The sequence below is a fragment of the uncultured Imperialibacter sp. genome, from assembly GCF_963974565.1.
GTDB classification, from domain to species: domain Bacteria; phylum Bacteroidota; class Bacteroidia; order Cytophagales; family Cyclobacteriaceae; genus Imperialibacter; species Imperialibacter roseus.
The window spans coordinates 455385-478149 of record NZ_CAXBCJ010000001.1 but is presented as its reverse complement, the minus strand read 5'-3'; the positions used below and the strand labels follow the sequence as shown (position 1 = coordinate 478149).

At 47.8% G+C, this 22765-nt stretch carries 17 protein-coding genes; 12 read left to right on the top strand and 5 right to left on the bottom strand.

Annotation, left to right across the window (positions count from 1 at the left end; translation table 11 throughout):
• The first annotated feature begins 51 nt into the window (after window positions 1–51).
• From AAC052_RS02150 to AAC052_RS02130, 5 genes are all read left to right on the top strand, one after another.
• The gene (locus AAC052_RS02150) at window positions 52–1017 is read left to right on the top strand and encodes a S41 family peptidase (RefSeq protein ID WP_339810580.1); all 966 of its coding nucleotides are present in this window, start codon (window positions 52–54) and stop codon (window positions 1015–1017) included.
• A gap of 57 nt (window positions 1018–1074) precedes the next feature.
• The gene (locus AAC052_RS02145) at window positions 1075–2154 is read left to right on the top strand and encodes a membrane dipeptidase (RefSeq protein ID WP_339810579.1); all 1080 of its coding nucleotides are present in this window, start codon (window positions 1075–1077) and stop codon (window positions 2152–2154) included.
• A 135-nt stretch (window positions 2155–2289) separates the two neighbouring features.
• Window positions 2290–4200 (top strand): ATP-binding protein, encoded by a 1911-nt coding sequence (locus tag AAC052_RS02140; protein ID WP_339810576.1) that lies wholly within the window; start codon window positions 2290–2292, stop codon window positions 4198–4200.
• A gap of 54 nt (window positions 4201–4254) precedes the next feature.
• Window positions 4255–5700: an HD domain-containing protein gene (locus tag AAC052_RS02135; RefSeq protein ID WP_339810574.1), complete on the top strand. Its 1446-nt coding sequence runs from the start codon at window positions 4255–4257 to the stop codon at window positions 5698–5700.
• 152 nt (window positions 5701–5852) lie between these two features.
• A complete protein-coding gene (locus AAC052_RS02130) occupies window positions 5853–6545 on the top strand; it encodes a tetratricopeptide repeat protein (RefSeq protein ID WP_317490177.1) in 693 nt (230 codons plus the stop codon).
• Here the strand turns inward: AAC052_RS02130 and AAC052_RS02125 are convergent.
• A complete protein-coding gene (locus AAC052_RS02125) occupies window positions 6524–7258 on the bottom strand; it encodes a ceramidase domain-containing protein (protein WP_317490178.1) in 735 nt (244 codons plus the stop codon). The two genes, AAC052_RS02130 and AAC052_RS02125, sit on opposite strands and share 22 nt — an antisense overlap.
• A gap of 189 nt (window positions 7259–7447) precedes the next feature.
• On the opposite strand from AAC052_RS02125, the gene AAC052_RS02120 reads away from it, so the two are divergent.
• The 6 genes from AAC052_RS02120 to AAC052_RS02095 all read left to right on the top strand — a co-directional run bounded on the left by AAC052_RS02120 (window position 7448) and on the right by AAC052_RS02095 (window position 15737).
• Entirely contained in the window at window positions 7448–9889 is a 2442-nt protein-coding gene (locus AAC052_RS02120) for an outer membrane beta-barrel family protein (protein WP_339810569.1), read from the top strand.
• A gap of 338 nt (window positions 9890–10227) precedes the next feature.
• Window positions 10228–10680, top strand: a complete 453-nt coding sequence (locus AAC052_RS02115; protein WP_339810568.1) for a hypothetical protein — start codon at window positions 10228–10230, stop codon at window positions 10678–10680.
• A 76-nt stretch (window positions 10681–10756) separates the two neighbouring features.
• Window positions 10757–11380, top strand: a complete 624-nt coding sequence (locus tag AAC052_RS02110) for a sigma-70 family RNA polymerase sigma factor (protein WP_317490181.1) — start codon at window positions 10757–10759, stop codon at window positions 11378–11380.
• Window positions 11373–11924, top strand: a complete 552-nt coding sequence (locus tag AAC052_RS02105; RefSeq protein ID WP_339810566.1) for a hypothetical protein — start codon at window positions 11373–11375, stop codon at window positions 11922–11924. The genes AAC052_RS02110 and AAC052_RS02105 overlap by 8 nt, the downstream gene beginning before the upstream one ends.
• Window positions 11925–11934: 10 nt before the next feature.
• A complete protein-coding gene (locus AAC052_RS02100) occupies window positions 11935–13005 on the top strand; it encodes a hypothetical protein (RefSeq protein WP_339810564.1) in 1071 nt (356 codons plus the stop codon).
• Between the two features lie 269 nt (window positions 13006–13274).
• On the top strand, window positions 13275–15737 hold the full coding sequence (locus tag AAC052_RS02095; RefSeq protein WP_339810561.1) for a PAS domain-containing protein: 2463 nt from the start codon (window positions 13275–13277) through the stop codon (window positions 15735–15737).
• A 484-nt stretch (window positions 15738–16221) separates the two neighbouring features.
• Here the strand turns inward: AAC052_RS02095 and AAC052_RS02090 are convergent, their stop codons facing one another.
• The 3 genes from AAC052_RS02090 to AAC052_RS02080 all read right to left on the bottom strand — a co-directional run bounded on the left by AAC052_RS02090 (window position 16222) and on the right by AAC052_RS02080 (window position 18190).
• Window positions 16222–16701, bottom strand: coding sequence for a DinB family protein (locus AAC052_RS02090; protein WP_339810559.1), 480 nt, complete (start codon window positions 16699–16701; stop codon window positions 16222–16224).
• A 134-nt stretch (window positions 16702–16835) separates the two neighbouring features.
• Window positions 16836–17375 carry a hypothetical protein gene (locus AAC052_RS02085; protein WP_339810558.1) on the bottom strand — a complete coding sequence of 180 codons (540 nt, stop codon included), beginning with the start codon at window positions 17373–17375 and terminating at the stop codon, window positions 16836–16838.
• Between the two features lie 62 nt (window positions 17376–17437).
• Window positions 17438–18190, bottom strand: a complete 753-nt coding sequence (locus AAC052_RS02080) for an SH3 domain-containing protein (RefSeq protein WP_339810555.1) — start codon at window positions 18188–18190, stop codon at window positions 17438–17440.
• A 465-nt stretch (window positions 18191–18655) separates the two neighbouring features.
• Here AAC052_RS02080 and AAC052_RS02075 point away from each other — a divergent pair, with 465 nt between their 5' ends.
• Window positions 18656–20008 (top strand): hypothetical protein, encoded by a 1353-nt coding sequence (locus AAC052_RS02075; RefSeq protein ID WP_339810554.1) that lies wholly within the window; start codon window positions 18656–18658, stop codon window positions 20006–20008.
• 48 nt (window positions 20009–20056) lie between these two features.
• Here the strand turns inward: AAC052_RS02075 and AAC052_RS02070 are convergent, their stop codons facing one another.
• Window positions 20057–22252, bottom strand: coding sequence for a DUF5916 domain-containing protein (locus AAC052_RS02070; RefSeq protein ID WP_339810552.1), 2196 nt, complete (start codon window positions 22250–22252; stop codon window positions 20057–20059).
• Window positions 22253–22765 lie beyond the last annotated feature (513 nt).

Sequence of the window (22765 nt, the reverse complement as noted above, 5' to 3'; positions counted from 1 at the left end):
CAATTTATGTTTTTCTCGTTAAGGTAACCGGACGGGAAAAAATCCCCCGGAATGGGGGCCATTTCGAGTGTAGATGGTTTTATATTTACCCTTATGATCAAATGCTTCTATTTCAGTCTTTTAGTGGTTGCTTTTGCGTGCGACGCCAGGCCAGCCCCTCATGTAGAGTCGACGGTGAAAGCCCTGGCGACTGCGCTGAAAGATAATTACATCTACGAGGACAAGGCAGAGCAAATGAGTGACCACCTGCTCCAACGCCTGGGGGAAGGGAAGTTTGATGGAGAAATGACTGACGAACAGCTGGCCAATTTGTTGCACGAGGAGGTGAGGTCGGTAGTCGGCGACAAACATTTGCGAATCAGGCTGGGCAGTCGGGGCAGAAGCACTTCCAATCGAAGGGAAGTGCCCAGTTACCCTAATGGATTTGGGAAGGCCAGGATGTTGGCCGATCAGGTAGGCTACCTTGAAATCACGGGTTTCCATAACCCGATTAGTGCCTTCAGGGCCGACTTGACTAAACAAATGACGCTGCTGTCAGGAGCTAAAGCCGTGATTCTTGACCTTCGAAATAATGGTGGTGGTTCACCAGAAGCAGTGCAGCTTATATCCAGTTATTTTTTCGATAGAAGCAAGCCTGTTCACCTTAATACGCTTTATTTCCGAAACAGCGATTCCAGTACCGATTTTTACACCCTGCAGGAGATTGAAGGGCCCGATCTCCAAAGCAAGCCGCTTTTGATACTCACAAGCGACTATACTTTTTCAGCGGCTGAGGAGTTTACCTACAACATGCAATCGCTCAAGCGAGCCACCATTGTTGGTGAAACTACTGGCGGCGGGGCACATCCGGTTAACCGGTACACCATTTCAGAAGCAATTGTGGCCATCATTCCCGTCGGTCGGGCCATCAACCCTATAACAAAAACCAATTGGGAAGGTGTCGGTATAAAGCCTGATGTGGAGGTTGATGAAGAAAGTGCGCTTGATAAGGCCATAGAACTGCTTTCCGGCTCCTGATTTTTTTTTAAGCAAGGACTAATTCCTAATTTGAAATCGACAAATTTCAAATCCTCTATGTTCACCATCGACGCCCACCTTGACCTGTCCATGAACGCCATGGAATGGAACAGGGACATCAGACTTCCAGTAGCTGACATTAATAAAAGGGAGGAAGGGCTAACCGACAAGCCTGACAGAGCGAAAGCAGTAGTTTCGCTGCCGGAGCTTCGCCGGGGAAACATCGGCCTGGTGGTGGCCACGCAAATTGCCCGTTATGTAGCACGTGGCAATCCTTTGCCCGGGTGGCATTCGCCTGAGCAAGCCTGGGCGCAAACGCAAGGGCAGCTGGCCTGGTACAAAGCCATGGAGGAGGCCGGTGAAATGACTCAAATCACCAACCTTTCCCTACTCAATAAGCATATTGCATTGTGGGGCAATGGGCAGCCAAATGAGCGCAAGCCAGTAGGCTATATCCTGAGTTTGGAAGGGGCAGACTCCATTGTTACTGTGGCTCATCTTGAAAGAGCGTATGCTTACGGTCTCAGAGCTTTGGGCCCGGCGCATTATGGGCCTGGCCGCTATGCCCAGGGCACCGATGCAACTGGAGGGCTCGGTCCAAAAGGTCGGGAGCTGCTGAAAGAAATGGAGCGGCTCGGGATTATTTTGGATGCCACTCACTTGTGCGACGACAGCTTTTGGGAAGCTTTGGATCATTATCAGGGCCCGGTGTGGGCCAGCCACAACAACTGCCGGGCGCTGGTTAACCACAACCGCCAGTTCAGCGACGAGCAAATCAAAGAGCTAATCGGTCGTGGCGCTGTTATAGGGGGAGCGCTCGACGCCTGGATGATGGTGCCCGGCTGGGTGCGGGGCCAATCGACTCCCCGGGCCATGGATTGCAACCTTGAAAAAATGATTGACCACATGGATCACATTTGTCAGCTGGCCGGCAATGCTTTGCACATAGGCATTGGATCCGATCTGGATGGCGCCTTTGGGAAAGAGCAATGCCCTTACGATTTAAACACGATAGCTGACCTGCAAACAGTGCCAGATTTGCTAACAAAACGAGGCTATTCGGAAAATGAAGTTGAACAAGTGATGCACGGAAACTGGCTTAGGTTTCTTCAAAAGGCCTGGGCCGGGAAAGATTGAAGAGCGAAAGTTTTATTCAAAGTGCTTAAGTCATATATTTATCGAACCTGAAAAATGGAAATTGTGAGCTGTAAGCTAAGTGCCCCAAAAGCATTTGGTGTTACAAGCCTTAAAGCACCATCAACCAAATAGTTCATGTTCTTCAAGAGAGATAATTTTGGACAGTTCATCTTTCTGAGTAAGTCTACTGTTTGCCTTCTTTTGCTGGCTCTTTTTCTCCCTGAAAGAGGTACTGGTCAGGGTACGGACAAGCCGGATTCATCCATTGTCGATGAGCTTTCGTCAAAGGCAGATGTTGCTATGCTGTCCAATGTAGACTCGGGCTTCTTCTATGCCAAAAAACTATTGGAGCTTGGCGAGCAACAAGAGTTTGACTATGCCAGGGCGAGGGGATATGAGAAGCTTGGCTGGACACACTGGGTGGAGGGAAACTACGCTGACGGGCTGAAAAATGCTTTGGACGCCATCAGGATTTTCGAACAGTACGGCCCCTCCGAAGGTCTCGTCAGTGCAGTTTTATCTGCCGGGAGAAACCTTTTTGAACAACGTAGCTACACCATGGCACTGACCTACTATCAACGGTCGGAGGCATTAGCACAAGAATTGGGGTTGGAGAAGCCGCTGATAGAAGCCTACAGAGATCTTGGAGGTATTTCTATCTCTCTTGGTGAGTATGAAAAAGGCCTCGACTATTGCACCCGGGGCCTGGCGATCACTAACCGGCTGGGGTTGAGGTCATCTATTCCGATATTTTATAGCCATATAGCACTCATTCATTTTAATCAGGGCGACGTGGAGCAATCGGTGGATTATAATTGGCGAGCCATACTGGAAGGGAGGCTGACGGGCAATCGCCGCATAGTGGCACTTGGCTTTGAGCGCCTCGCCAATATCGATCTTCAGCAGGGGTTGTACGATGAAGCCATCCGCAAAGGAAAAGAAACGCTTGAGATGGGGCAGGAGCTTGGGTCGTCTCTGATAGCCATGCGGGCCTATATGGTACTTTCCCGGGGGTATGAAGGCAAACGAGACTATGAGAAGTCCCTCACCAACTACAAGCTATATATTGAGATCAGCGACAGCACTTATAACGCTGACAAAGAAAGTATCATAGCGTCCATTGAGGCTGTGTATGACCTCGAAAGCAAGCAGGGAGAAATAGAACTGCTTGAAACGGAAAAGGCGCTTAATGAACAGGAGTCAAGGGCAAAGAACTACTACATCATTCTGTCTCTTGTAGCCATTGGGCTTCTGATTGCGCTGACTTTTGCATTGTTCAGGGCGTCCAAATTTCAGAATCAGCACAACAGCGAGCTACAGGCAAAAAATGGGGAAATAGCTGCCCAGGCAAAAAAGCTGGAAGAAATGAATGCAACCAAGTCGAAGATTTTTTCGATCATTGGCCACGACCTGCGGAATTCGGTGGCCAATCTGAAACAGCTGCTGGACCTGCTGAATAGTAAGAAAATAACCTTGAAAGAACTCAGGGAGGTAGCGCCAGAAGCCAAGCAAAGCGTGGATGCGTCATTTGACGTACTCGATAACCTCCTGCACTGGGGGCTTACGCAAATGAACGGCATTAGAACCAATATAGAGCCGGTTTTGCTTCAACCGATTCTGGCGGAGATCACCTCTCATTTCAAGCTTTTTGTTGAAAGGAAAAACATATCCCTCACCTTCCAGTCAGCCGCTAACCTTATGGTATTGGGTGATGCTCCTCAGCTAACTGTTGTGCTTCGAAACCTGGTGGGCAATGCCATCAAATTTACCAAAGCCAATGGAGCCATCGCAGTGGAGGCGGAAGATATGGGCGACTTGGTGAGGATTAGGGTGAAAGATAATGGTGTCGGTATTTCTGAAGACAAACTTAAACTCCTGTTTAAGCACGAAACTCACTACTCAGAATCCGGCACCAACGATGAAAAAGGAACCGGCTTAGGCTTGCTTCTATGCTACGAATTTGTGGAGAACATGGGTAGTCGTTTGGAAGTGGAAACAGCACTGGGTGAGGGCACGACCTTCTTTTTTGATATGAAAAAAGCCTGATACAGCTTTTCTTACTTATGCTATTCTTTCTTGAGAATGGGCTAACTTTGTGCCATGGGTGAGCATGTGAATAAAATACTCAGCGTTTTGGAGAGCGACCCAGTGTTTGCCATTGTTGGTAAAGCTGCAGACGAGCTGGGTGTGGAGGCGTACGTTGTTGGTGGGTTTGTGAGAGATATTTTCCTGGATCGTCCATCCAAAGACCTTGATTTTGTGTGTGTTGGGAGTGGCATAGCTTTGGCAGAGCAAGTGGCCCGCAGCCTCAAGGGCAAATCCAACCTTAGTATTTTTAAAAATTTTGGCACTGCTCAGGTCAAGTGGGGCGAGTATGAGCTTGAGTTTGTTGGCGCCCGTAAGGAAAGCTACCGGACTGACAGCCGCAAGCCGATTGTGGAAGATGGCACCCTCCAGGACGACCAAAACCGCAGGGACTTCACCATCAACGCCATGGCCATTTGCCTTAACAAGAAAAGGTTTGGGGACCTTGTCGATCCTTTCAATGGCATTGAAGACCTGCGCAAAAAGACAATCAGAACACCGCTTGATCCCGATATCACTTTTTCAGACGATCCCCTGAGAATCATGCGGGGTATCAGGTTTGGTGCGCAGCTCGGCTTCGACATTGCTCCCGATACCATGGAAGGCATTACCAGAAATGCCCACCGGTTAGAGATTGTTTCAATGGAGCGGGTAACGGACGAGCTTAATAAAATCATTCTGTCGAACCCGCCTTCTTATGGCTTTCAGCTCATGTTCCATGCGGGAGTTCTCAAATATGTGTTTCCCGAAATGGTGGATCTTTATGGCGTGGAGGTGATCAATGGCAAGGCGCACAAAGACAACTTCTTTCATACGCTGAAGGTGCTCGATAACGTTAGTCAGGTCACCACCGATCTATGGTTACGGTGGGCAGCCATTATGCACGACATCGCCAAGCCAGCCACAAAGCGCTTCAACGACAAGGTAGGTTGGACCTTCCACGGCCACGAAGACAGGGGTGCTCGCATGGTGCCCAAGATCTTCAGAAGAATGCGCCTGCCCATGGACTTAAAAATGAAGTATGTGCAGAAGCTGGTCAGGCTGCACCTGAGACCCATCGCTTTGGTGAAGAGGGAGGTGACCGATTCTGCCATTCGTCGGCTGCTGTTCGAAGCAGGAGACGATGTGGAAGACTTGATGAAGCTGTGCAAGGCCGACATCACCAGCAAAGACCACAACAGGGTACAGCGCTATCTCAGTAATTTTGAACTGGTGGAACAGAAAATGGCTGAGGTAGAAGGCAAAGACCATGTGCGCAACTTCCAGCCGCCAGTTTCAGGCGAAATGATCATGGAGGCCTTTGGCATTCCTCCTTCCAAGCCCATTGGGGAAATCAAGGAAGTGATCAAGGAAGCGATCATGGAAGGCGAAATCCGCAATGAATTTGGACCTGCCTATGAGCTGATGCTGAAAACAGGGTTGAAGATGGGCCTGAAGCCCGTAAAGGAGTTGAAAACCTAACAGGCTGGCTAAATCGTGTAGCCGGGCCGACTGCCGATCGATTTAGGTAGCAGGATCGGTTAAATGTTGTTAAATCGTGGGTAAATATTTCGTGATTCAACTGAGGAAGTTAATTTCGGGATTGTTAAAGAAGCTTATTAACTAAGAAAAATATGAAAAGAGTAGTTGGTACGTTGATGTTGGTGCTTTTTGGAGTGGTCGCAGCCTTTGCTCAGGATTCGCCTCAGTCCACACCTGAGTTCAAGAGAAACAAGCAAGTGTTTGAAATGGCCTCTTTGTTCAACGATGCTGCCGTAGCCAGAACGGCGCTTTATAACATGATTGCCATTGACAGCAAAAATCCGGCGCTACTTGACTCACTGGCTCTTTTATATTACGAATTTCAAAATTATTCATCCGCCGCAATCGTGACCCAGGCAGCACTGCGGGCCAACCCCGGCAACCCATTGATGCTGGAGCTTTCTGCTATTTGCTACGAAAGCCTTGGCTTGCCCGACAGAGCACTCGCACAGTACGAGACGCTTTACATGAAACAAAACAATCCTTTGACACTGTACAAAATGGCTTTTCTTCAGCTACAGGTGAAGCACTACGTGGAAGTAAACACGTCAGCCGACATTCTGCTGGCAAAGCCGGAATTGAAGGAGACCAGGATCGTGTTTCCTAAAGCAGATGAAACCACGCAGGAAGTAAGCATGCATGCCGCTTTGTATAACCTCAAGGGGCTGGCTGCTAAGGCTCAGGGCGATAATGTTGGAGCCAAAGCCATGTTTGATAAAGCGCTGGAGGTGTCCCCTGATTTTGAAATAGCTTTGAAAAACGCTCAGGAAGCAGCTTCTAAGTAAATCTCGCCTTTTAAATTCTCCAGCCTACGGAATCTGTAAAGGAATTCTGCCAGGTAAAATGCGCCTACACCGGTCGATATGTGCCATAGAAAATGCGTGCCCATGGGCAGTGCATTTTCCTTCCAGGCATCGAGTTCCCTGAAAACAAGCGCTAATACGAAAAGCGCTATCGAAGCACCTATTATTCCCGCATAACGGTACTTTATCTTGTTTAGCAATAGCAAAATTGGCAGAAAAAGCAGGGTGCCCGTAATGGCATAGGAGATATTGAGTGCAGTATGAGGCGACACAATAAAATACATTCCATACCTGACAGCTGCCGCAGGCACAATGATATAGACGATCTGCCACCATCTGGGTAATACTTTGATCCAAAAATAGATGCTGAGTGAGATGGTTAAGACGGCTGTGGGAAACACGTCCAGCCATAGGAAAAACTCACTATTGCGGAATGCATGAAAGAGTGTGCTGCCAAGTCCGCCCAAAAACAGCAACGGCATGCAGTAAGCAAGGAAAAGGTAGCTCTTTAACTCCTTGTTAAGTTTGAATGCCCAATAAACTGCCGGGAGTAGAATAAGCAGTGAGGAAATCGCATTCCATGGCTCTACTATGATCCACTCAGGATGAAATTCATGGTAAACGGGCCCCCCGTCGGGCAGGCTGGCAAAGTACCGTGCATGTTCAGTGTTGTTGGGTAAGTCAATTACCTGCATAGTTAATCACCTCATTTACTTCGACTTGCGTTCCGTTGATCGGGTATATGTGCCGAACACATAAAGATTTGAACAAAATAGACGTTGGAACACTTACTAAATAGTATACCCGGCGACAAGATGTGATGTTCATCATTTGTTTCAGGCAAATTTTCACACTTCTCTTTCGCTCAGCAACACAAAGTTATCATGAATTTATCACGCCCAACAATATTCTTTATTGCAGGACTCATTTTATTTACGTCAGCGGATGCTATTGCTCAAAAGGAAGGAGGGGAAGTGGATGTTGTAGGCAAAATTGTTGACGCAGGTAGCGGTGACGCTTTGGAATTCGCCACGGTTTCCTTCTACACGGCCGACTCCAGCCTTGTATCCGGCGTTGTTACCGACCTTCAGGGCCAGTTTAAAATTGAGTTGGCACCAGGCTCATATTACAGCCTGGTACAGTTTGTTTCATACGAGGACAAGTATTTTTCGGGAATAACCTTGTCGGAGGGGCAGAAGCGTATGAATCTGGGCACCATAGCTGTCGAAGCAGACAGCGAAACTTTGCAGGAAGTGGTGGTGGAGGCTGAGAGAGGCCAAATGGAAATGAGCTTCGACAAACGCATATTTAACGTGAGCAAAGACCCAAGCAACGTGGGGCGCACTGCCACGCAACTGCTCGACAATGTGCCTTCTGTTACTGTTGACACCGATGGAAATGTGGCGCTTCGGGGAAGCCAGAACGTAAGAATTTTGATTGATGGAAAACCATCGGGGCTGGTGGGTATCAGCGGTTCCAACGGGCTCCAGTCGTTGCAGGGAAGCCTGATCGAAAGCATTGAAGTAGTGACAAATCCTTCGGTTCGTTATCAGGCGGAGGGGTCGGCGGGTATTATTAATATCGTACTGAAGAAGGACGACAGAAATGGGGTAAATGGATCTTTTGAGTTAAATGCCGGCTACCCGGCCAACTATGGAGCCAGTGCCAATGTTAATTTTCGCAGGGAGAAAATAAACTACTTTGTCAACTATGGGGCCAATTACCGGGAGAGCCCGGGCGGAGGCAGCTCCTTTCAGCGATATACGCTTCCTGATACCTCATTTATCACAAGAAGAACCGAAGACAGAACCAGGGGCGGCTGGGCACACAACCTGCGAGCCGGAGCCGATTTCTTTGTGACCCCAAAAGACGTCATTACAGTATCGGGAGTGGTGAGGTACGAAGATGGCGAGAATGTGAACAACCTGATTTACGAAGACTTTAATAGCAACGACGTGTTGCAGAACAGAACCGGTCGGGTCAATACCGAGCAGGAAAATGAACTGAACTCAGAGGTGACGCTGAACTACGAGCGATCATTTGACGATAAAGACCGCAAACTAACGGCATATGCCCAATTCCGGGACAATAACGAATCGGAAGATGCCGATATTGAACAGCGCCTGCTCGACGGCGAGGATCCTGAAATGATCATGTTGCGTCAGCGGTCGTTAAACGATGAAACAGAAAGGAACCTCCTGGTTCAGTCGGATTACGTGCACCCTTTTTCTAAGGATGGAAAATTCGAAGCCGGATTCAGAAGTACCTTCAGGCGAATTTCCACCAATTACCTCGTGGAAGAGCAGGACTCCGTTGGCATATGGAATAATCTTGTGAACTTCACTAACGACTTCCGTTATACAGAAAATGTGCATGCTGTGTACGGGCTGATTGCCAATCGCCATGGCAAGGTGTCGTACCAGGCTGGTTTGAGAGCTGAACTATCCGACATCCAGACGTTGTTGCTGCAAACCGACGAAACAAACGACCGTCTTTACGCAAACCTTTTCCCGAGTATTCACGCTAACTACCACCTCAACGAAACGCATTCGTGGCAGGTGAGTTATAGCCGCAGGATCAGTCGGCCAAGGTTCCGGGAACTGAACCCGTTCTCTTCTTTCAGCGATGCAAGGAACATACGCACGGGTAATCCGAACCTGAATCCCGAATTTACCAACAGCTATGAAATCGGCTATTTGGTCAATGGAAAAACATCTACCATATACGCTGGTGTGTACAACCGCCGGACCAGCGACGTCAGTCAGCGGGTGAATTACGTAGATGCCGATGGTGTAACGTTTTCGCAGCCGCTCAACCTCGCCTTCGAAAATGCTTTCGGCGTGGAGTCAAATATTTCCAAAGACTGGTTTGACTGGTGGACATCAAGCCTGAATTTTAACTTCTACCGGAGTATCATCGAAGGTGACTTCAATGGGGAATCTCTCAACGCCGATACCTACACGTGGAGCGGGAGGGTAAACTCCAGGGTCACACTTTGGAAGAAAGTCAACTATCAGGTGAATGCTTTCTACAGAGCGCCTCAAAATACACCTCAAGGTGAAAGGCTGGCCTACTATGCCATCGATATGGGACTGAACAGAGACATCCTCAATGGAAATGGCACTATTAACCTGAGTGTGAGAGATATCCTCAACTCCAGAAAGTGGAGAGGTATCACTCAGGGAGAGACATTTTATCAGGAGAGCGAATTCCAGTGGCGCTCCCGCCAGTTCATGGTCAGCTTTGTGTACCGGCTCAACCAGAAGAAAAGAGGCGGAGGCCGGGAGGAAAGAGAGGACTTCGAAGGTGGCGAAGGCGACTTCTAAAATAGCACTGTTCTGTCACTCATTGCTAACCACCGGCGCCTTACCGACCTCCAAGCCGGTGTCATGCCTTTGGTGCAGCTAATGCCAATTGTTATAATGGCAATAAGCGCAAATAATTTATTCAGGGTTATAGGGATAAGTAGCAGAGTTTGAGTAAATATGTAATAAAAGAGCTGTTACTTTAAGGTGGGAGGTTTCTAAATTTTTTGGAATAAGAGAAACCTTAGGGTAGGCAGACTGTCTTTTAGTCGGAGTTATTAGTTTATTTTTTAGTGAGCTGTAGTAAGTGTCCTGGGTTTACCTGAACTAATTCTACTTATATTGTTAAACGTAGTCCCATGAAGGCTATTTATTCTTTTCTGTGTCTTACATTTTTGCTGGCTTCCTGCGCTCGCCAACCCGACAACTACGAACTCCTCGAAGGCGAATGGAGGAATGTGTCGCTGAAACTGATCCAGCATACTATCGCCAACGGCACCACAGATTCCACGCTGACTATAAAAAATGGTGACTGGGACAGCATACTTCAAATGAAGCCAATCCGAACTACCTTTAGCAGCAATGGAACCTACATGTCACGCTACTATAATCTTAAAGACTCTCTGATTTTTGAGTCGGGGGGGCATTGGCATTTCATTGGCGACAGCCTCTACCTGTCATCCGACGAAGGTGACAACAGCTACTTTTTTCAGGTGTTGGAAAACAACCAGGCCAGGTTCGTTTCTCGCCTCGATTGGGACAATGACGGCCAACCGGACGACGAGTACGACGGTATTCAGCAAAAACAATAGAACAATTTTTCACATTTAACCTCCTCATGCAACCCTCTGTTTCTCCTAAGGTCTTTGGTATAGAATTTCGAAAGTTTTGGAGAGAGCAATTGCATACAGGTTGGAGGATTCACAAGCATATACAGTGACGGAGGAAGGGAAAAGCGCCGTTGTCAATATCCATCAGTCCCTTATCGACAGTTGTCGGGAGGGGAGCAGAGAGGCGCAATACCAGCTTTACAAACTGTATAACAAAGCCATGCTCAATGTTGCCTGGCGCATTGTGAACAACCAGTCTGATGCTGAAGACATCCTGCAGGAGTCTTTCCTAAGTGCCTTTCGTAATATTCAGTCGTACAAGGGTGACGCCACCTTTGGTGCCTGGCTAAAGCGAATAGTGGTGAACAAGGCGATCAACCATATTCGCAAACGAAAGTTGGAAATGAGCGACCAGGAAATTGGCGAAGTGGATGTTGCCGATGAGCAAACTTCGCTTGAAAATGATCCTGAAGTTTTGTTAAGTGTGGAGAGGATCAAGAGAGCCATCCCACAACTTCCGGACGGTTTCAGAGCAGTGTTATCGCTCTACCTGCTGGAAGGTTACGATCATCGTGAAATTGCAGACATATTGGGCATAACAGAATCAACATCGAAGTCGCAGTTTAATAGAGCGAAAAGCAGATTGAGAGAAATTTTGAAGTCGGAGGTGAATTATGAGTAGTCGTTTAGAAGAATTTATTCGCAACCACAAGGAGGAGTTTGATGACAAGGAAACCTCCGATAAGGTATGGGCCAACATTAGCAAAGGGCTTGAAAAAGACAAAAAGGAACCCGTTCCTATGTGGAATTGGACCTGGAGAGTCGCAGCAGTGTTTTTCTTTCTTACAAGCTCCTGGTTTGCAGTGGAAAAGGTGATGCAATACAAGGAAACCGGGGGAAATGAAGTGGCAGTAAGTGAAGAGTACAAAGAGTTTGTGGAGGCTGATCACTATTACACAACTTTGATCAGCCAGAAGAAGCAGGAGATAGAAGACTTTCGCCTGGCCAATAGCGATCTTGAAGAGGAGTTTTTGCAGGATGTGGAGAAACTTGACTCCATGTATATGGACTTGAAAAAAGAATTGAAAAGCTTTCAATATAATGAGAAACTGATGGATGCAGTGATTCGCAATCTCCAATTGCGTGTCGAAATTCTAAATCAACAAATCAGTCTTCTGCAGCGGATTCGGCAGAAAAAAGCGCAGGAGGAAACAGTTTCTATTTAAGAGAAAGACCATGAAACAGAACATGTATAAACATTTGAAATATTCGGCACTGGTTTTTTGTCTGCTGTTTGTGGCAGGCCTGGCGAGTGCTCAGGGCTCGGAAAAAGAGAAGAGGGTCTCGAAATCGTACAAGGTAAATGACAACCGCCTGGCGTTTTCGGTAAGGAATAAGTTTGGGAAAGTGGAGATTTCCACCTGGGACAAGCCACAGATAGACGTGGAGGTAGTCATCAAAGTAGATAACCGCAATGAGTCGAGGGCCATGAAGATGCTCGACCAGATCAACGTCACCATCATGGAGTCGTCGCAGGCGATCTCTTTCGAAACCAGAATTGACGGCAGTCTGAACAACAGGAACAACGAAGAGTTTGAGATCAACTACACGATTAAAATGCCATCGAACCTACCGTTAACGGTGAAAAACAGCTTTGGCGACACCTACATTGGTTCCTACGATGGCCCGGCCACCCTCGACATTGCTTACGGTAATATCAAAGCAGAAACATTTTCCAACGACCTGAGACTCGAGCTGTCGTTTGGTAGCGGTGACATTACCAGCACCAAAAAAACCGACATGACAGTGAAGTACAGCAAGCTCGACATAGGCAAGGTGGGCAACGCCACTATCAATAGCCAGTTTTCGGATCTTGATATTGAGGAGTTGCTGGATGTGAACCTCGACGCTAAGTATGGCAGCGTGGAATTTGGCTCCCTCAACAACATCACCGGCAGGGTGAGCTTCTCGGGCTTTGAGCTCGATCTGCTGCGGAAGTCGATGGACCTGACCACGAGTTATTCCGGGGACTTCACCGTGCGCAAGGTGACCAAGGGCTTTCAGCGCATCAGCCTCGACGGCAAGTTTGGCTCGTTTGACATTGGCCTTGAGAGCGGAGCCAACGCCTCGGTGGAAGCCAACCTGAAGTACTGCGACATGTCGTACTCAGGCGTGCCCTTCGAATTCAACTACGTGGTGAAAGACCACAACAGCAAAGAGTATCGTGGCAAACTGGGTACAGGCCAGGGGGGCACCATCAATGTCAGCAGCGATTACGGCGACGTAAGAGTAAGAACAGTACAGTAATAGGCATACAATTCAGGCCCTGAAAGGCCGTACCAGCGTTGGCTGGTGCGGCCTTTTGTTCTTTTCCAGGTAGTACCGGCGTTTAAAGTACTCAACCCTTTGTTAGGCTTTATGTAGTTATGGCTGGAACTATACCTTTCCATTATGTTTGCTCGTTCAGCTAATTTCTCTAAAATTGTGAGCGGGCTTTCGGTAGCAATTGCTTTCCCCCTGGAACCATCAAGTTTTTTTTCTTTAAAAGTTCTGTAAAGAATTTTCGTACAACCACTATGTATATACCCGAGGAGAACGACCGTCAGGCTCCTGATTTACTAAAACCTGGTCAGTTGAACATGCTTTTACAGCGGCAGCTTGAGCAGTTTCTTCCTGCGGGTGAAACTACGCCCCGGAATCTGGAGGGGCTCTTGCAGGCCGTTAACGAAACCTACGAAAATTTTGAAAAGCAGCTGCCTGGCGAAGAAATCCGCTCTCTCGTGTCGCAGCAAATCGGCAGTATGGGTACCTGGGAATTGACTTTGGACAGCCAGAACCCCCTGAGAGGACAGTTGGTTTGGTCAGAAGAGATGTACGGGATTTTCGGGTACACCGAAAATGAGGTACCGGTGACCCTGGAGCTCTATTTTGCTCATTTGCTGCCTGCCGACAAAAGGTTGGTGGAGGCCACGCTTGGGCAAATGATTGTATCGGGAGAAGATTGCCGGATGGAACACTGGCTGATCAGAAAGGATGGTAGCGAGTGCTTCGTCTGTCAGAGGGGAACGCTCGTGCGTGATGAGGAAAGTGGCGAGCCTCTGCGGCTGATTGCTATAGTGCACGATATTACAGACCAAAAAAGAGCCCAGGAGGAGATACAGAATAAGGAGACTCATCTTAGCATGACTCAGCGCATTGCCAGGGTGGGTAGCTGGGAGATGGGCCTTCAGCAGTCGCCGAATTCACTGGTCGGCCCTCTTCGGTTGTCTGATGAGTGTTATCGCATTCTTGGCTATGAGCCAGGGGAGATTGTTCCTGACGTCAATGTGATCACTTCGCACCTCCATCCGGAAGACAGGAAAAGAGTGCACGCAGTAGTTGGGGAAGCTATGGCAGCATCGTCGCCTTTTGAGGTAGAATGCAGAGTGATTACCAGGCAGGGCCAGTTGCTTCATGTAGTTGGCCGTGGCGAGATAATCATCAATGGCTTGCGCAACAGACCAGTGAAGGTGATCGGGATACTGCAGGACGTAACCGAGCAGAAGCGAGCATCTCTGTCACTGGAAGAGGCCAAGGCCAATTTTAAAAATGTACTGGAAAACACCGATACAGCATTTGTGCTGCTTGACAAGGAGAGAAAGATTCTGTTGTTCAACCGGCAAGCTGATGAACTAACTAAAAGAGAAGCAGGCAACACCATGGCAATTGGTGCCAAATATGAAGACATTGTGCTGCCAGGCAGGAAGGAAATAGTAAGGCAAGCACTGGAAAGTGTAGCGCTTTCAAAGCAAAAGTTGGTCTACGAGTCCCACTACGCAAATGCTGACCGCCCGGAATGCTGGTTTTCAGTAAGTATACACCCCATTGTTAGTGAAAATAATGAACTCATCGGCATGAGCGTAGCCACCCATGAGATCACGAAAGAGAAGAATCATCTTGAACAAATCAAGGTGAGCAATGAGAGGTACGAGTTGGTCACCAGGGCTACGAAAGATGTGATTTGGGACTGGAACCTGATGGATGACATGGTGTATCGTTCAAATACTTTCATTGAAGTATTTGGAGGGATAAGCGTAGCCGATGAAATGCTCAAGGATGGATGGATAGAACAGGTGCATGAGGAAGATCAGGCTCGTGTGCACCAGCACATGATGAGCTGCATAGAGGATCCCCGAGCAAATGTGTGGGAAGATGAGTATCGGTTTTATCGGAAAAATGGCGAATTGGCCTATGTAAGCGATAGGGGCCTGATTATTCGCAACAGCCAGGGCCAGGCGGAGCGAATGGTGGGGGCCATGAGAGACATAACTACTCAAACACTGCTTGAAAAGGAAAGGGATAGAATCACCAATGACCTGCTGCAACGAAATGTAGCACTTGAGCAGTTTACTTATATTGTTTCACATAATTTGAGGGGGCCGGTGGCCAATATACTTGGGCTTTCAGGGCTGCTAAAGTCCTCGGCACTCGACGAGCAGTCCTTTCAGATGTGCTTAACCTCCATGGAGTCCACCACAAAAAAGCTCGATCAGGTGATCAAAGACCTGGATCAGGTATTGCAGGTGCGTCAGCAGCTCACCCAAACAAAGGAAAAAATAAGCCTGCGTGGGCTGGTGAAAGAAATTCAATTGATGATAGGGCATGAGCAGGGGCATAATGATATATGGATAAATATCGATTTTTCAAAAACAGATGAAGTGTACAGTTTAAAGAGCTATCTGCATAGCATTTTTCATAACCTCATTACCAATAGTATTAAGTACAGAAAACGTGATCAACCGCTGACTATCGACATAAAAAGTGATCAGTCAAACGGGTATACCGTGCTTACCTTCAAAGACAACGGCACGGGGATCGACCTCAAAACCAATGGTGAGAAGGTTTTTGGGCTGTACAAACGGTTTCACGAAAGCGTCGAAGGAAAGGGAGTAGGGCTGTTTATGACCAAGACGCAAGTGGAATCGCTGGGAGGAAGAATTCATCTCCAAAGTGAACTGGGCGCTGGCACAGAGTTTACCGTTGAGCTGCCGCTTGGTTAACATCAGGAGAGGGACGTCGTGCCAGTGTGAGCTGAGATGCCTTTTTTTGTTCACTGGGTACGCAATTGGTTACCTGTAGTGAAGTAAATAAAAACCCCGCATCAAAATGACACGGGGTTTATCTGTACTGCCAACTTGTTTTAGAGTAGTTCCGCTTTTGTCTTAGCCTGGCTGGCGGTGTTTCTTGTGCCAATGCCCAATTCCAATCGACTTCCTGGAATAAGTGCCTGTATCAGGACTTTGACTGCATAAGGGAACATTTATTTTCCACAATTTTTAACTGCTCGGGGTAGTCGACCAGCAAAGCGACAAGCACTAAATATTCTCGAAGCCGAGCTTTCATAAGACTGGTGATGTTTGCGGAAACTAAAATAAGGTAAGTTCACCCTCGAATTTCAGTAAATGAGGAACTGCCTGAAATAGATGAGTATTCGTAGAATGATAGTGATTTGGCAGGAAGATAGCCTCGACCAGAAAAGGCATATTACGAGCCTGCCCTGGCCTGCGACACCCATTTTGGTGCGTCCTCAATTGTCTGACGCAGGAGCAGGTTTAGTTGAGCTGCGTGGTGCTGTACATGCCGCATGTTGTAGAGCAGCATCTCAAAAACCGAATAGTTCTTGTAGTCGTTCACCCACCTCTGGTCGGCAATATCTTCCGTCATGCTGGCGATCAACTCATAACATTTTTTCCGGCTAGCTTCCAAATAGTCAAGCAACTCGTCTTTGCTGTACACCTCGTCGGGCATGGCACCTTTCGGATCAAACTCAGAGAGCGTAAATGGAGGAGTGGGCGAAAATTGTTTTGGGTTGAGCGTGAGGTAGTAGTCGAGATAGAACAGACAGTGATAGGCCACGTACCAGAATTTGTTGCCAGTATCCCATTGCTCAGCAGGGCACATTTTCAGCGAATTTTCAAGCATGTCGATGCTGGCACCGAACTGCTTCCATAAAGTTTCTCTCATTGACTCTTTCATTTTCGCAGACTTGTTTTCAGTGAACCAAGGTGCAATGTCCCTGGCATTTGATAAGGCTTAAGGTACGAAAGGTGTTTTATTTGCCCTCTTGGTGAAATGCTCTGCTTTCGACCGTATTTTTACTACCCAATCGCTACCCTAAAACACTTTCCCTCCCTTGTCAGCAACCCATTGTCACTTGCTGATGTGTAGGTGGCTATTTCCTTTCCAAACTTCTCATAGAAGCCAAACGACTTTGGGTGGCTGGAGCTAAGGTAGATATCGGCGAAGCCCAGCTTTCCATAGTAGGGTATGATGACCTCTTTCAGCCATCGCTGGCCAATGCCCTGGCCCCGCTCCATGATGTGGAAGTATTTGAGGATAAGAGATTTTTCCGGCTCCGGTATCGGATACCTCGATTCAATAGTTGCCAGCTCGCCACGCAGGATGAAAAGAGCGCCCTTCAGTTTTCCCCCCTTCATTAGCAAGTGTGAATCTACCTCCAGGGTGGGTTTCTTTTGCGCTTCATCAAAAAAACGGGTGGCATGGGTCAGCTCATTGTAGTCGTCCCAGTCGTTGGTGAGCTTCCATTGCACGTAGTGTTCGGTTGGCGCCAGAAACCTGGGGTGGAATGATTGACTGAGGAAGAACGACCAATCGCCTGAAGTATATAGCTTTTGCATCACTCCACAAAAGAAGTAAATATATGGCCCGCCCGGTAGAGCGGGCCATATAAAAGTGGGAACTACTGCCCTGTGCTAACACTGTCGGCCGGCTCAGCCAGTGGGTCAATATCCATTCCCTCCAACTCGCCCTCCAGCCTTGGAATAAATGTCGAGCCAGAGAAATCAGGATTGTTTACAATGTCGGAAATGGCCTGCTTTCTCTTTGCCATGTCTTTTTCGTTCAGTGCGATCCTGCCAAATTTGGCGGCAGCAATATCAACAGGCTTTGGCGACAAATTCTCTTTTTTCACCCAGCCTGTTTCTATCCAGGTGCCTTCATTGCGTTTGCCAACAACTTCCGCCCAGTCATCTTGCAGGCTTTTGATGGCTACGATGTCCATTTGGCTGAAGCTTTTGTCGGACTTGGTGAGCAGGTCGGGTCTTTTATAAATTGAAACATCGTCGGTGAACACAGCAGCCATGCCTCCCTCAATCACCAACAGGCTCTGTGCCCAGCCTTCCTTGCCATCGGCCAGGCTTACTTTGGCATATGTACGGTTGTTGTCGGCAGAGTCAACGGCAGATTCTCCCAGCAGGGTCAGTGTTTCCCCAATGCTGATCGAGGTGATGTACTTGCTTTTTGAGTTAGGCTCAGCTCTTACGGAGAGGTTGTCCCACACGCACACTGCGGCGAGTGGCTGTGCGCCTGCTTCGCTTTCGTCGGAGCTGGCCACGCCTTCCACTGTATCCTCATCGGTGGCGGAAGTTTTTTCTGTTTGTGAGCATGCTGCCAGGAGAAAGGTTGACAGAAAAAAGAATGCTATCTTTTTCATAGTTAGGTTGGTTTGGTTGTAATAGTTAAATAATTATTTCTTCAAAATAGAAATAATAAAGATGTAATGAATCATCTATTTCAAAAAAATACGCTTGGAAACTACAGTCATATCAATTGGATTGAAATACTTGTACTCTCATGATTCCCTGTAAACGCAGTGAGAATAGGATGCAAAACGAAAGCATTGCGCTCCAAAGTGACCAGATAGAAAGTGGGTGACGTTAAAGGTGAACCTGATTTCGATGAAAGAAGAAATATTTTTTCAGCACGGGTTACCTTCGAAAAGTCATATTGTAATATGCTTATATTCAGAGTAATATGCCTGTGAGATAAAATTCTATGATATTTTACATATTCAGAATAATCGTTTAAAAATATCAGTTCATCGAAATTATAGAAACATTTATATTAAATATTCAGTATAATATATTGAAATGAATGTTAAACTTAAAACCATAAAACTATGACAATCTTGGGAATTTTGGCAATTATCTTCGGGCTTTTGATGCTCTTCTTTAAATCTGCGCTGTCGGGGCGAATGTCGTCATTTAGCGATCCAAATTCAGACAGCCGGTTACCGGCTTTTTTTATGCTCTTTTCACGAGGAACAGCATTGGCCACCGTTCTGGCAGGCGCTCTTTTGGCCACCATGCCGTACATGTTTTTCTGGGCAGAGCCGGGTTATCAGTACTTCCTGGTCTACCCCACAGGTAACACCGGGGTGGAAATGGATCAGGGTATAAAATGGAGAGGTTTTGCGAAAATCACTCCCTGGCAAAAGTTCATTGACGTGAAGGTGTTGGCTGAAGGAGCCGACAGCAAGGAGATAGAGGGCGTAATGCGTCCGATACCTATCCGCTTTATCGATCAGGTAACGGCCACTGTGATGATCTCAGGCCGGTTCCAGTTGCCTTCCAACGAGGAGGACTTCATCAACATCGCTATCAAATACCGAAGCATGGATAACCTGGTGCAGAACACACTGATACCAACGATCAGGGAGCAGACCAACAACACTGGCTATATGTTCGCTGCGCAGGACTACATCTCGGGTGAGGCACAAAGCTTCAGGCAGACGCTGGATGAGCAGTTGAAGGATGGAGCCTATGCGGTGATCAAGATAGAATCGAAAGATACTGTTTTCAACGAAATACAGATGGACAGGGAAGACCGGACGATCAAGGAAATACGTGCCAGGTACACAGTGGAGAAAGTGTTGGAGAATGGTGTACCGAAACGAATTCCGCATGAGCTGACGGAGAACAACATCATAGTGTCGCAGGTGATTGTGGATGATGTGGAGCTGGAGCCCACCTTCAAGCAGCGACTCGAAGCACAACGTGATGAGTCGGCCAAGCGGCAGATTGAGCAGCAGAAGGTAGAAACTGCCAAAGCCGCACAGTCGAGGATCATTGCTGAAGGTGAAAGAGACAAATCAGCCGAGCGGGTAACGCAGGAAAAGGAGCAGGTGAAGCAGCTGATTTCGATAGAAACCAAGCTGAAGCAGGAGCGCACGAACAAAGAGCTGGCAGCTATCGCTCTGGAAACTGAAAGGCTGAAATCAGAGCAGCGAAGAGTGGCAGCCGATGCACAGGCCTATGAAAACGCCAAACTGGTAACGGCTGGTCTTACGCCACAAGAAAGGGCCGAATGGGAATACAAGACTGCCATTGGTGTGGCAGGTGAAATAGCCAAGCTGAACTTCCCTCAAACGATGATTATGGGGAACGACGGTAAAGGCGGCACTCCCCTGGAAGCGCTTATTGGGGCGGCCATGTCGAAGCAACTGACACAGCCGAATAGTTTTAAAAACTAGGGTTAAGGTAAAACAAAGGCCGGTGTAACAGCCGGCTTTTTTGTTGGGTTAAATATTCCACCAGTAAGTAAACTTCAGCACGATGGCCCGATTTTTTACATTGAACAGGCCAGGCTCATAGGGCGTGGGCAGGTAATTGTCGGTATACACAATGAACAAATCCGACGCCGGAGCATAGCGCCACTGAATCCGTGCATTCAGGTTCACATTGTCCTGCTGATCGTTGTACTGCAAAAAGCCCGTGAGATAGAGCTTATTGGTCATGGTCACGTCGAGGCGTGGGCCAATCAGCCAGAACTTGGTGGTGTTCCATGGCTCCGACATCACAATCTTGTTGTAGCTCGAGCTTAGGGCAATGCTTACGTAGGGCTGGAACCGGTAGCCAATATCGGTGGTGAAGTTGAACCTTGTGCCGTCGTTGTAGTAACCACCGTAGCGGGTGCTGAACCCGTAGGTGAAAACACTTTGTGGCCGACTGCTGAACTCTGTACCCCACGAGGCCCAATTGTGCTTGCTGCCCGTTTGCAAACTGTCCTTGCCTGAGTTGGTGGGGTCAAATGGAAATAGCAGCTCCACATAATCGTAGCCTCTCCATACGGTGAACTTCTCTTGTTTTCTGAAAACAAAATTGTAGCTACCAAAAAGGGTGTTGTCGGTCAGGTAGAAGTCAGGTTTGAACACGGTGTAAGTACCAAGCGTAGGGCCGTGGCTGAGCAGTAGCTTGCCCTTTGGGAAGAAGTTGTAGCTCACCTGAGGCGAAAGGCGAATAAAATTTTTGCGGGGCACGTAACCAGCTTCGGCCGTGAAGTTTTTGCCCACATATTCGTGCTGCCATGCCACTGTCAGTTTCCTCCCGGAGTACTGCAGGTTGGCAGCCTGGGTGAAGTCCTGCCCTTTCACGTCGGGGCTAAACGACTTAAGGAAGAGTGCTTTGCCGGTCAGCTTGTTGTTTGACGTGGCCAGGTTATACTCCAGGCCCATGTTGCGGTTGTACTGCGAGTAAACCGGCTTATCCGAGCTGAGATCAGGCGTGTAGTTGATCGACTCTTTGTTCACAAACAGGAAGCCTATATTAGAACGGGCAAACACCCGGCGTTGCAACGCCATCACGGCAAAGTTTTGCGACGGAAGGGCGGTCTTTTCAACCTTTCCCGTTTGCATATCCATCAATCCAATCCGCCAGTTGCGGTTAATTCTTCCACTCAGTCTGGCGCCGAATTGAATAGGCACTCCCAGGCCAACTCTCCGGGAAAAGAACGGGCGAATGGAAGAGTAGCCAAAATTGGCAAAGAGGTCACCGTTTTCCAGAAAAAACTGTCGGCGTTCCGGGAAAAACAATTCAAAGCGATCGAGGTTGGTTACCTGCCTGTCTACATCCACCTGCGAGAAGTCGGGGTTGATAGTAAGGTCGAGGTTGAGGGAAGAGGTGAGCGCTATTTTGGCATCGGCTCCCACATCGCCGGTCACGTCGGCGTCGGTGCCTTCTTCATAGTTTTTCGTCACACGACCGAGTGTGTAGGGAATCACCGAGATGTTAGGCCCCGCTGCTGGTGGCGGCTGGTCCCAAACGAGTATGCCGGTGTAAGCCAGCGAAGCACTTGGAAACTGCCTTGGCACAGGCGCCCAGCTCGACTTCTCAGTCGTTTTCAGGTCGAGCCTGCTGAAGTTGATACCCCAGTTGGTGATGCCATTTTTGTATCGGATGCTTTTGAAAGGCACAGCCATTTCGAACACGTAGCGGTCGTCGTAATTTTTCACCGCCGAGGTCCATTTGTTGTCCCAGCTGAGATCTACCGAACCCCCGTTGTACATAATGCCATCCCATTGGGCACCAGCCGCATTGGCACCAAAACTGAAGCCATTGGTCTGATCGTCGAACGGATCCATGAACAGCAGGAAGTTGTCGTTCTTCCCGAAGCTAAAGTCCCGCCGCAGTGACTCCACGTAGTACGGGCCTTCTATTGGCCCATGAAAACAAGTGGCTATCAGATAGAGGGTGTGCTCGTCGTAGGTCATGCGCACATCGGTGCGCACCTTTGCAAAGCTGGTATCCATGGGCAGGATACTGAAGAAATCGGTGGCCACATCCGCATCGAGCCAGGCTTGTTCGTCCATGTCACCGTCGATAACTATTGGTGAAGAGGCCTTTTGGATATGGAGTTTGTAGTCTTCGTTTTTTTTCTGAGCTAAAGTGACATGCCATGTTAAACTGAATAGCGTCACCAGGAGTAAAAAATGCTTCACGTAGTAGGGGGTATTGTTTAAGAGGTTCGGGCAAAAGTAAAACCTTATTTCAAGTTTTGAACAACGGATTTGACCAACGGCCATAAGTCAGTTGATTATGGAGCCAGGTAGCATTTTCGTTCGCATGGTGACTAGCAAGTTCCATGTTTTTTTCAGAAGTATTGCCTCCATCGGTGCTAGTCATATTTAGCCGCAATGAGGCTACATTTTTTTCAAGGCAAAAATTGAAGACTATTGCTTTTTCAAATAGAAAAGTTACTTGTGTTAATAGCTGGTATTCAATAATATGGGATGAAACGCATCGTCTTAATTGATGGGTGGTTGGAACTTGTTTGCGTAAATTCTGTAGATTTATAACAGGTGCCAGAAGTAATTCGGCGTTTTCAATCTGGTAATATTTATCTTATTTGTTGGTATTTTGCAATTTTTATTATAAATAATTATCCCATATCACTTTTAGCTGACTTTTTGTGGTATGGAATATTTTTACGAAAGGTTAATAGTTAAGGCAGA

Excerpts from the sequence above, each read along its gene's own strand:
- AAC052_RS02145 (WP_339810579.1), top strand. The coding sequence starts at position 1,075 with ATGTTCACCATCGACGCCCACCTTGACCTGTCCATGAACGCCATGGAA.
- AAC052_RS02150 (WP_339810580.1), top strand. The coding sequence starts at position 52 with ATGGGGGCCATTTCGAGTGTAGATGGTTTTATATTTACCCTTATGATC.
- AAC052_RS02135 (WP_339810574.1), top strand. The coding sequence starts at position 4,255 with ATGGGTGAGCATGTGAATAAAATACTCAGCGTTTTGGAGAGCGACCCA.
- AAC052_RS02080 (WP_339810555.1), bottom strand. The coding sequence starts at position 18,190 with ATGAAAAAGATAGCATTCTTTTTTCTGTCAACCTTTCTCCTGGCAGCA.
- AAC052_RS02140 (WP_339810576.1), top strand. The coding sequence starts at position 2,290 with ATGTTCTTCAAGAGAGATAATTTTGGACAGTTCATCTTTCTGAGTAAG.
- AAC052_RS02115 (WP_339810568.1), top strand. The coding sequence starts at position 10,228 with ATGAAGGCTATTTATTCTTTTCTGTGTCTTACATTTTTGCTGGCTTCC.
- AAC052_RS02120 (WP_339810569.1), top strand. The coding sequence starts at position 7,448 with ATGAATTTATCACGCCCAACAATATTCTTTATTGCAGGACTCATTTTA.
- AAC052_RS02100 (WP_339810564.1), top strand. The coding sequence starts at position 11,935 with ATGAAACAGAACATGTATAAACATTTGAAATATTCGGCACTGGTTTTT.
- AAC052_RS02075 (WP_339810554.1), top strand. The coding sequence starts at position 18,656 with ATGACAATCTTGGGAATTTTGGCAATTATCTTCGGGCTTTTGATGCTC.
- AAC052_RS02130 (WP_317490177.1), top strand. The coding sequence starts at position 5,853 with ATGAAAAGAGTAGTTGGTACGTTGATGTTGGTGCTTTTTGGAGTGGTC.
- AAC052_RS02095 (WP_339810561.1), top strand. The coding sequence starts at position 13,275 with ATGTATATACCCGAGGAGAACGACCGTCAGGCTCCTGATTTACTAAAA.
- AAC052_RS02090 (WP_339810559.1), bottom strand. The coding sequence starts at position 16,701 with ATGAGAGAAACTTTATGGAAGCAGTTCGGTGCCAGCATCGACATGCTT.
- AAC052_RS02125 (WP_317490178.1), bottom strand. The coding sequence starts at position 7,258 with ATGCAGGTAATTGACTTACCCAACAACACTGAACATGCACGGTACTTT.
- AAC052_RS02105 (WP_339810566.1), top strand. The coding sequence starts at position 11,373 with ATGAGTAGTCGTTTAGAAGAATTTATTCGCAACCACAAGGAGGAGTTT.
- AAC052_RS02085 (WP_339810558.1), bottom strand. The coding sequence starts at position 17,375 with ATGCAAAAGCTATATACTTCAGGCGATTGGTCGTTCTTCCTCAGTCAA.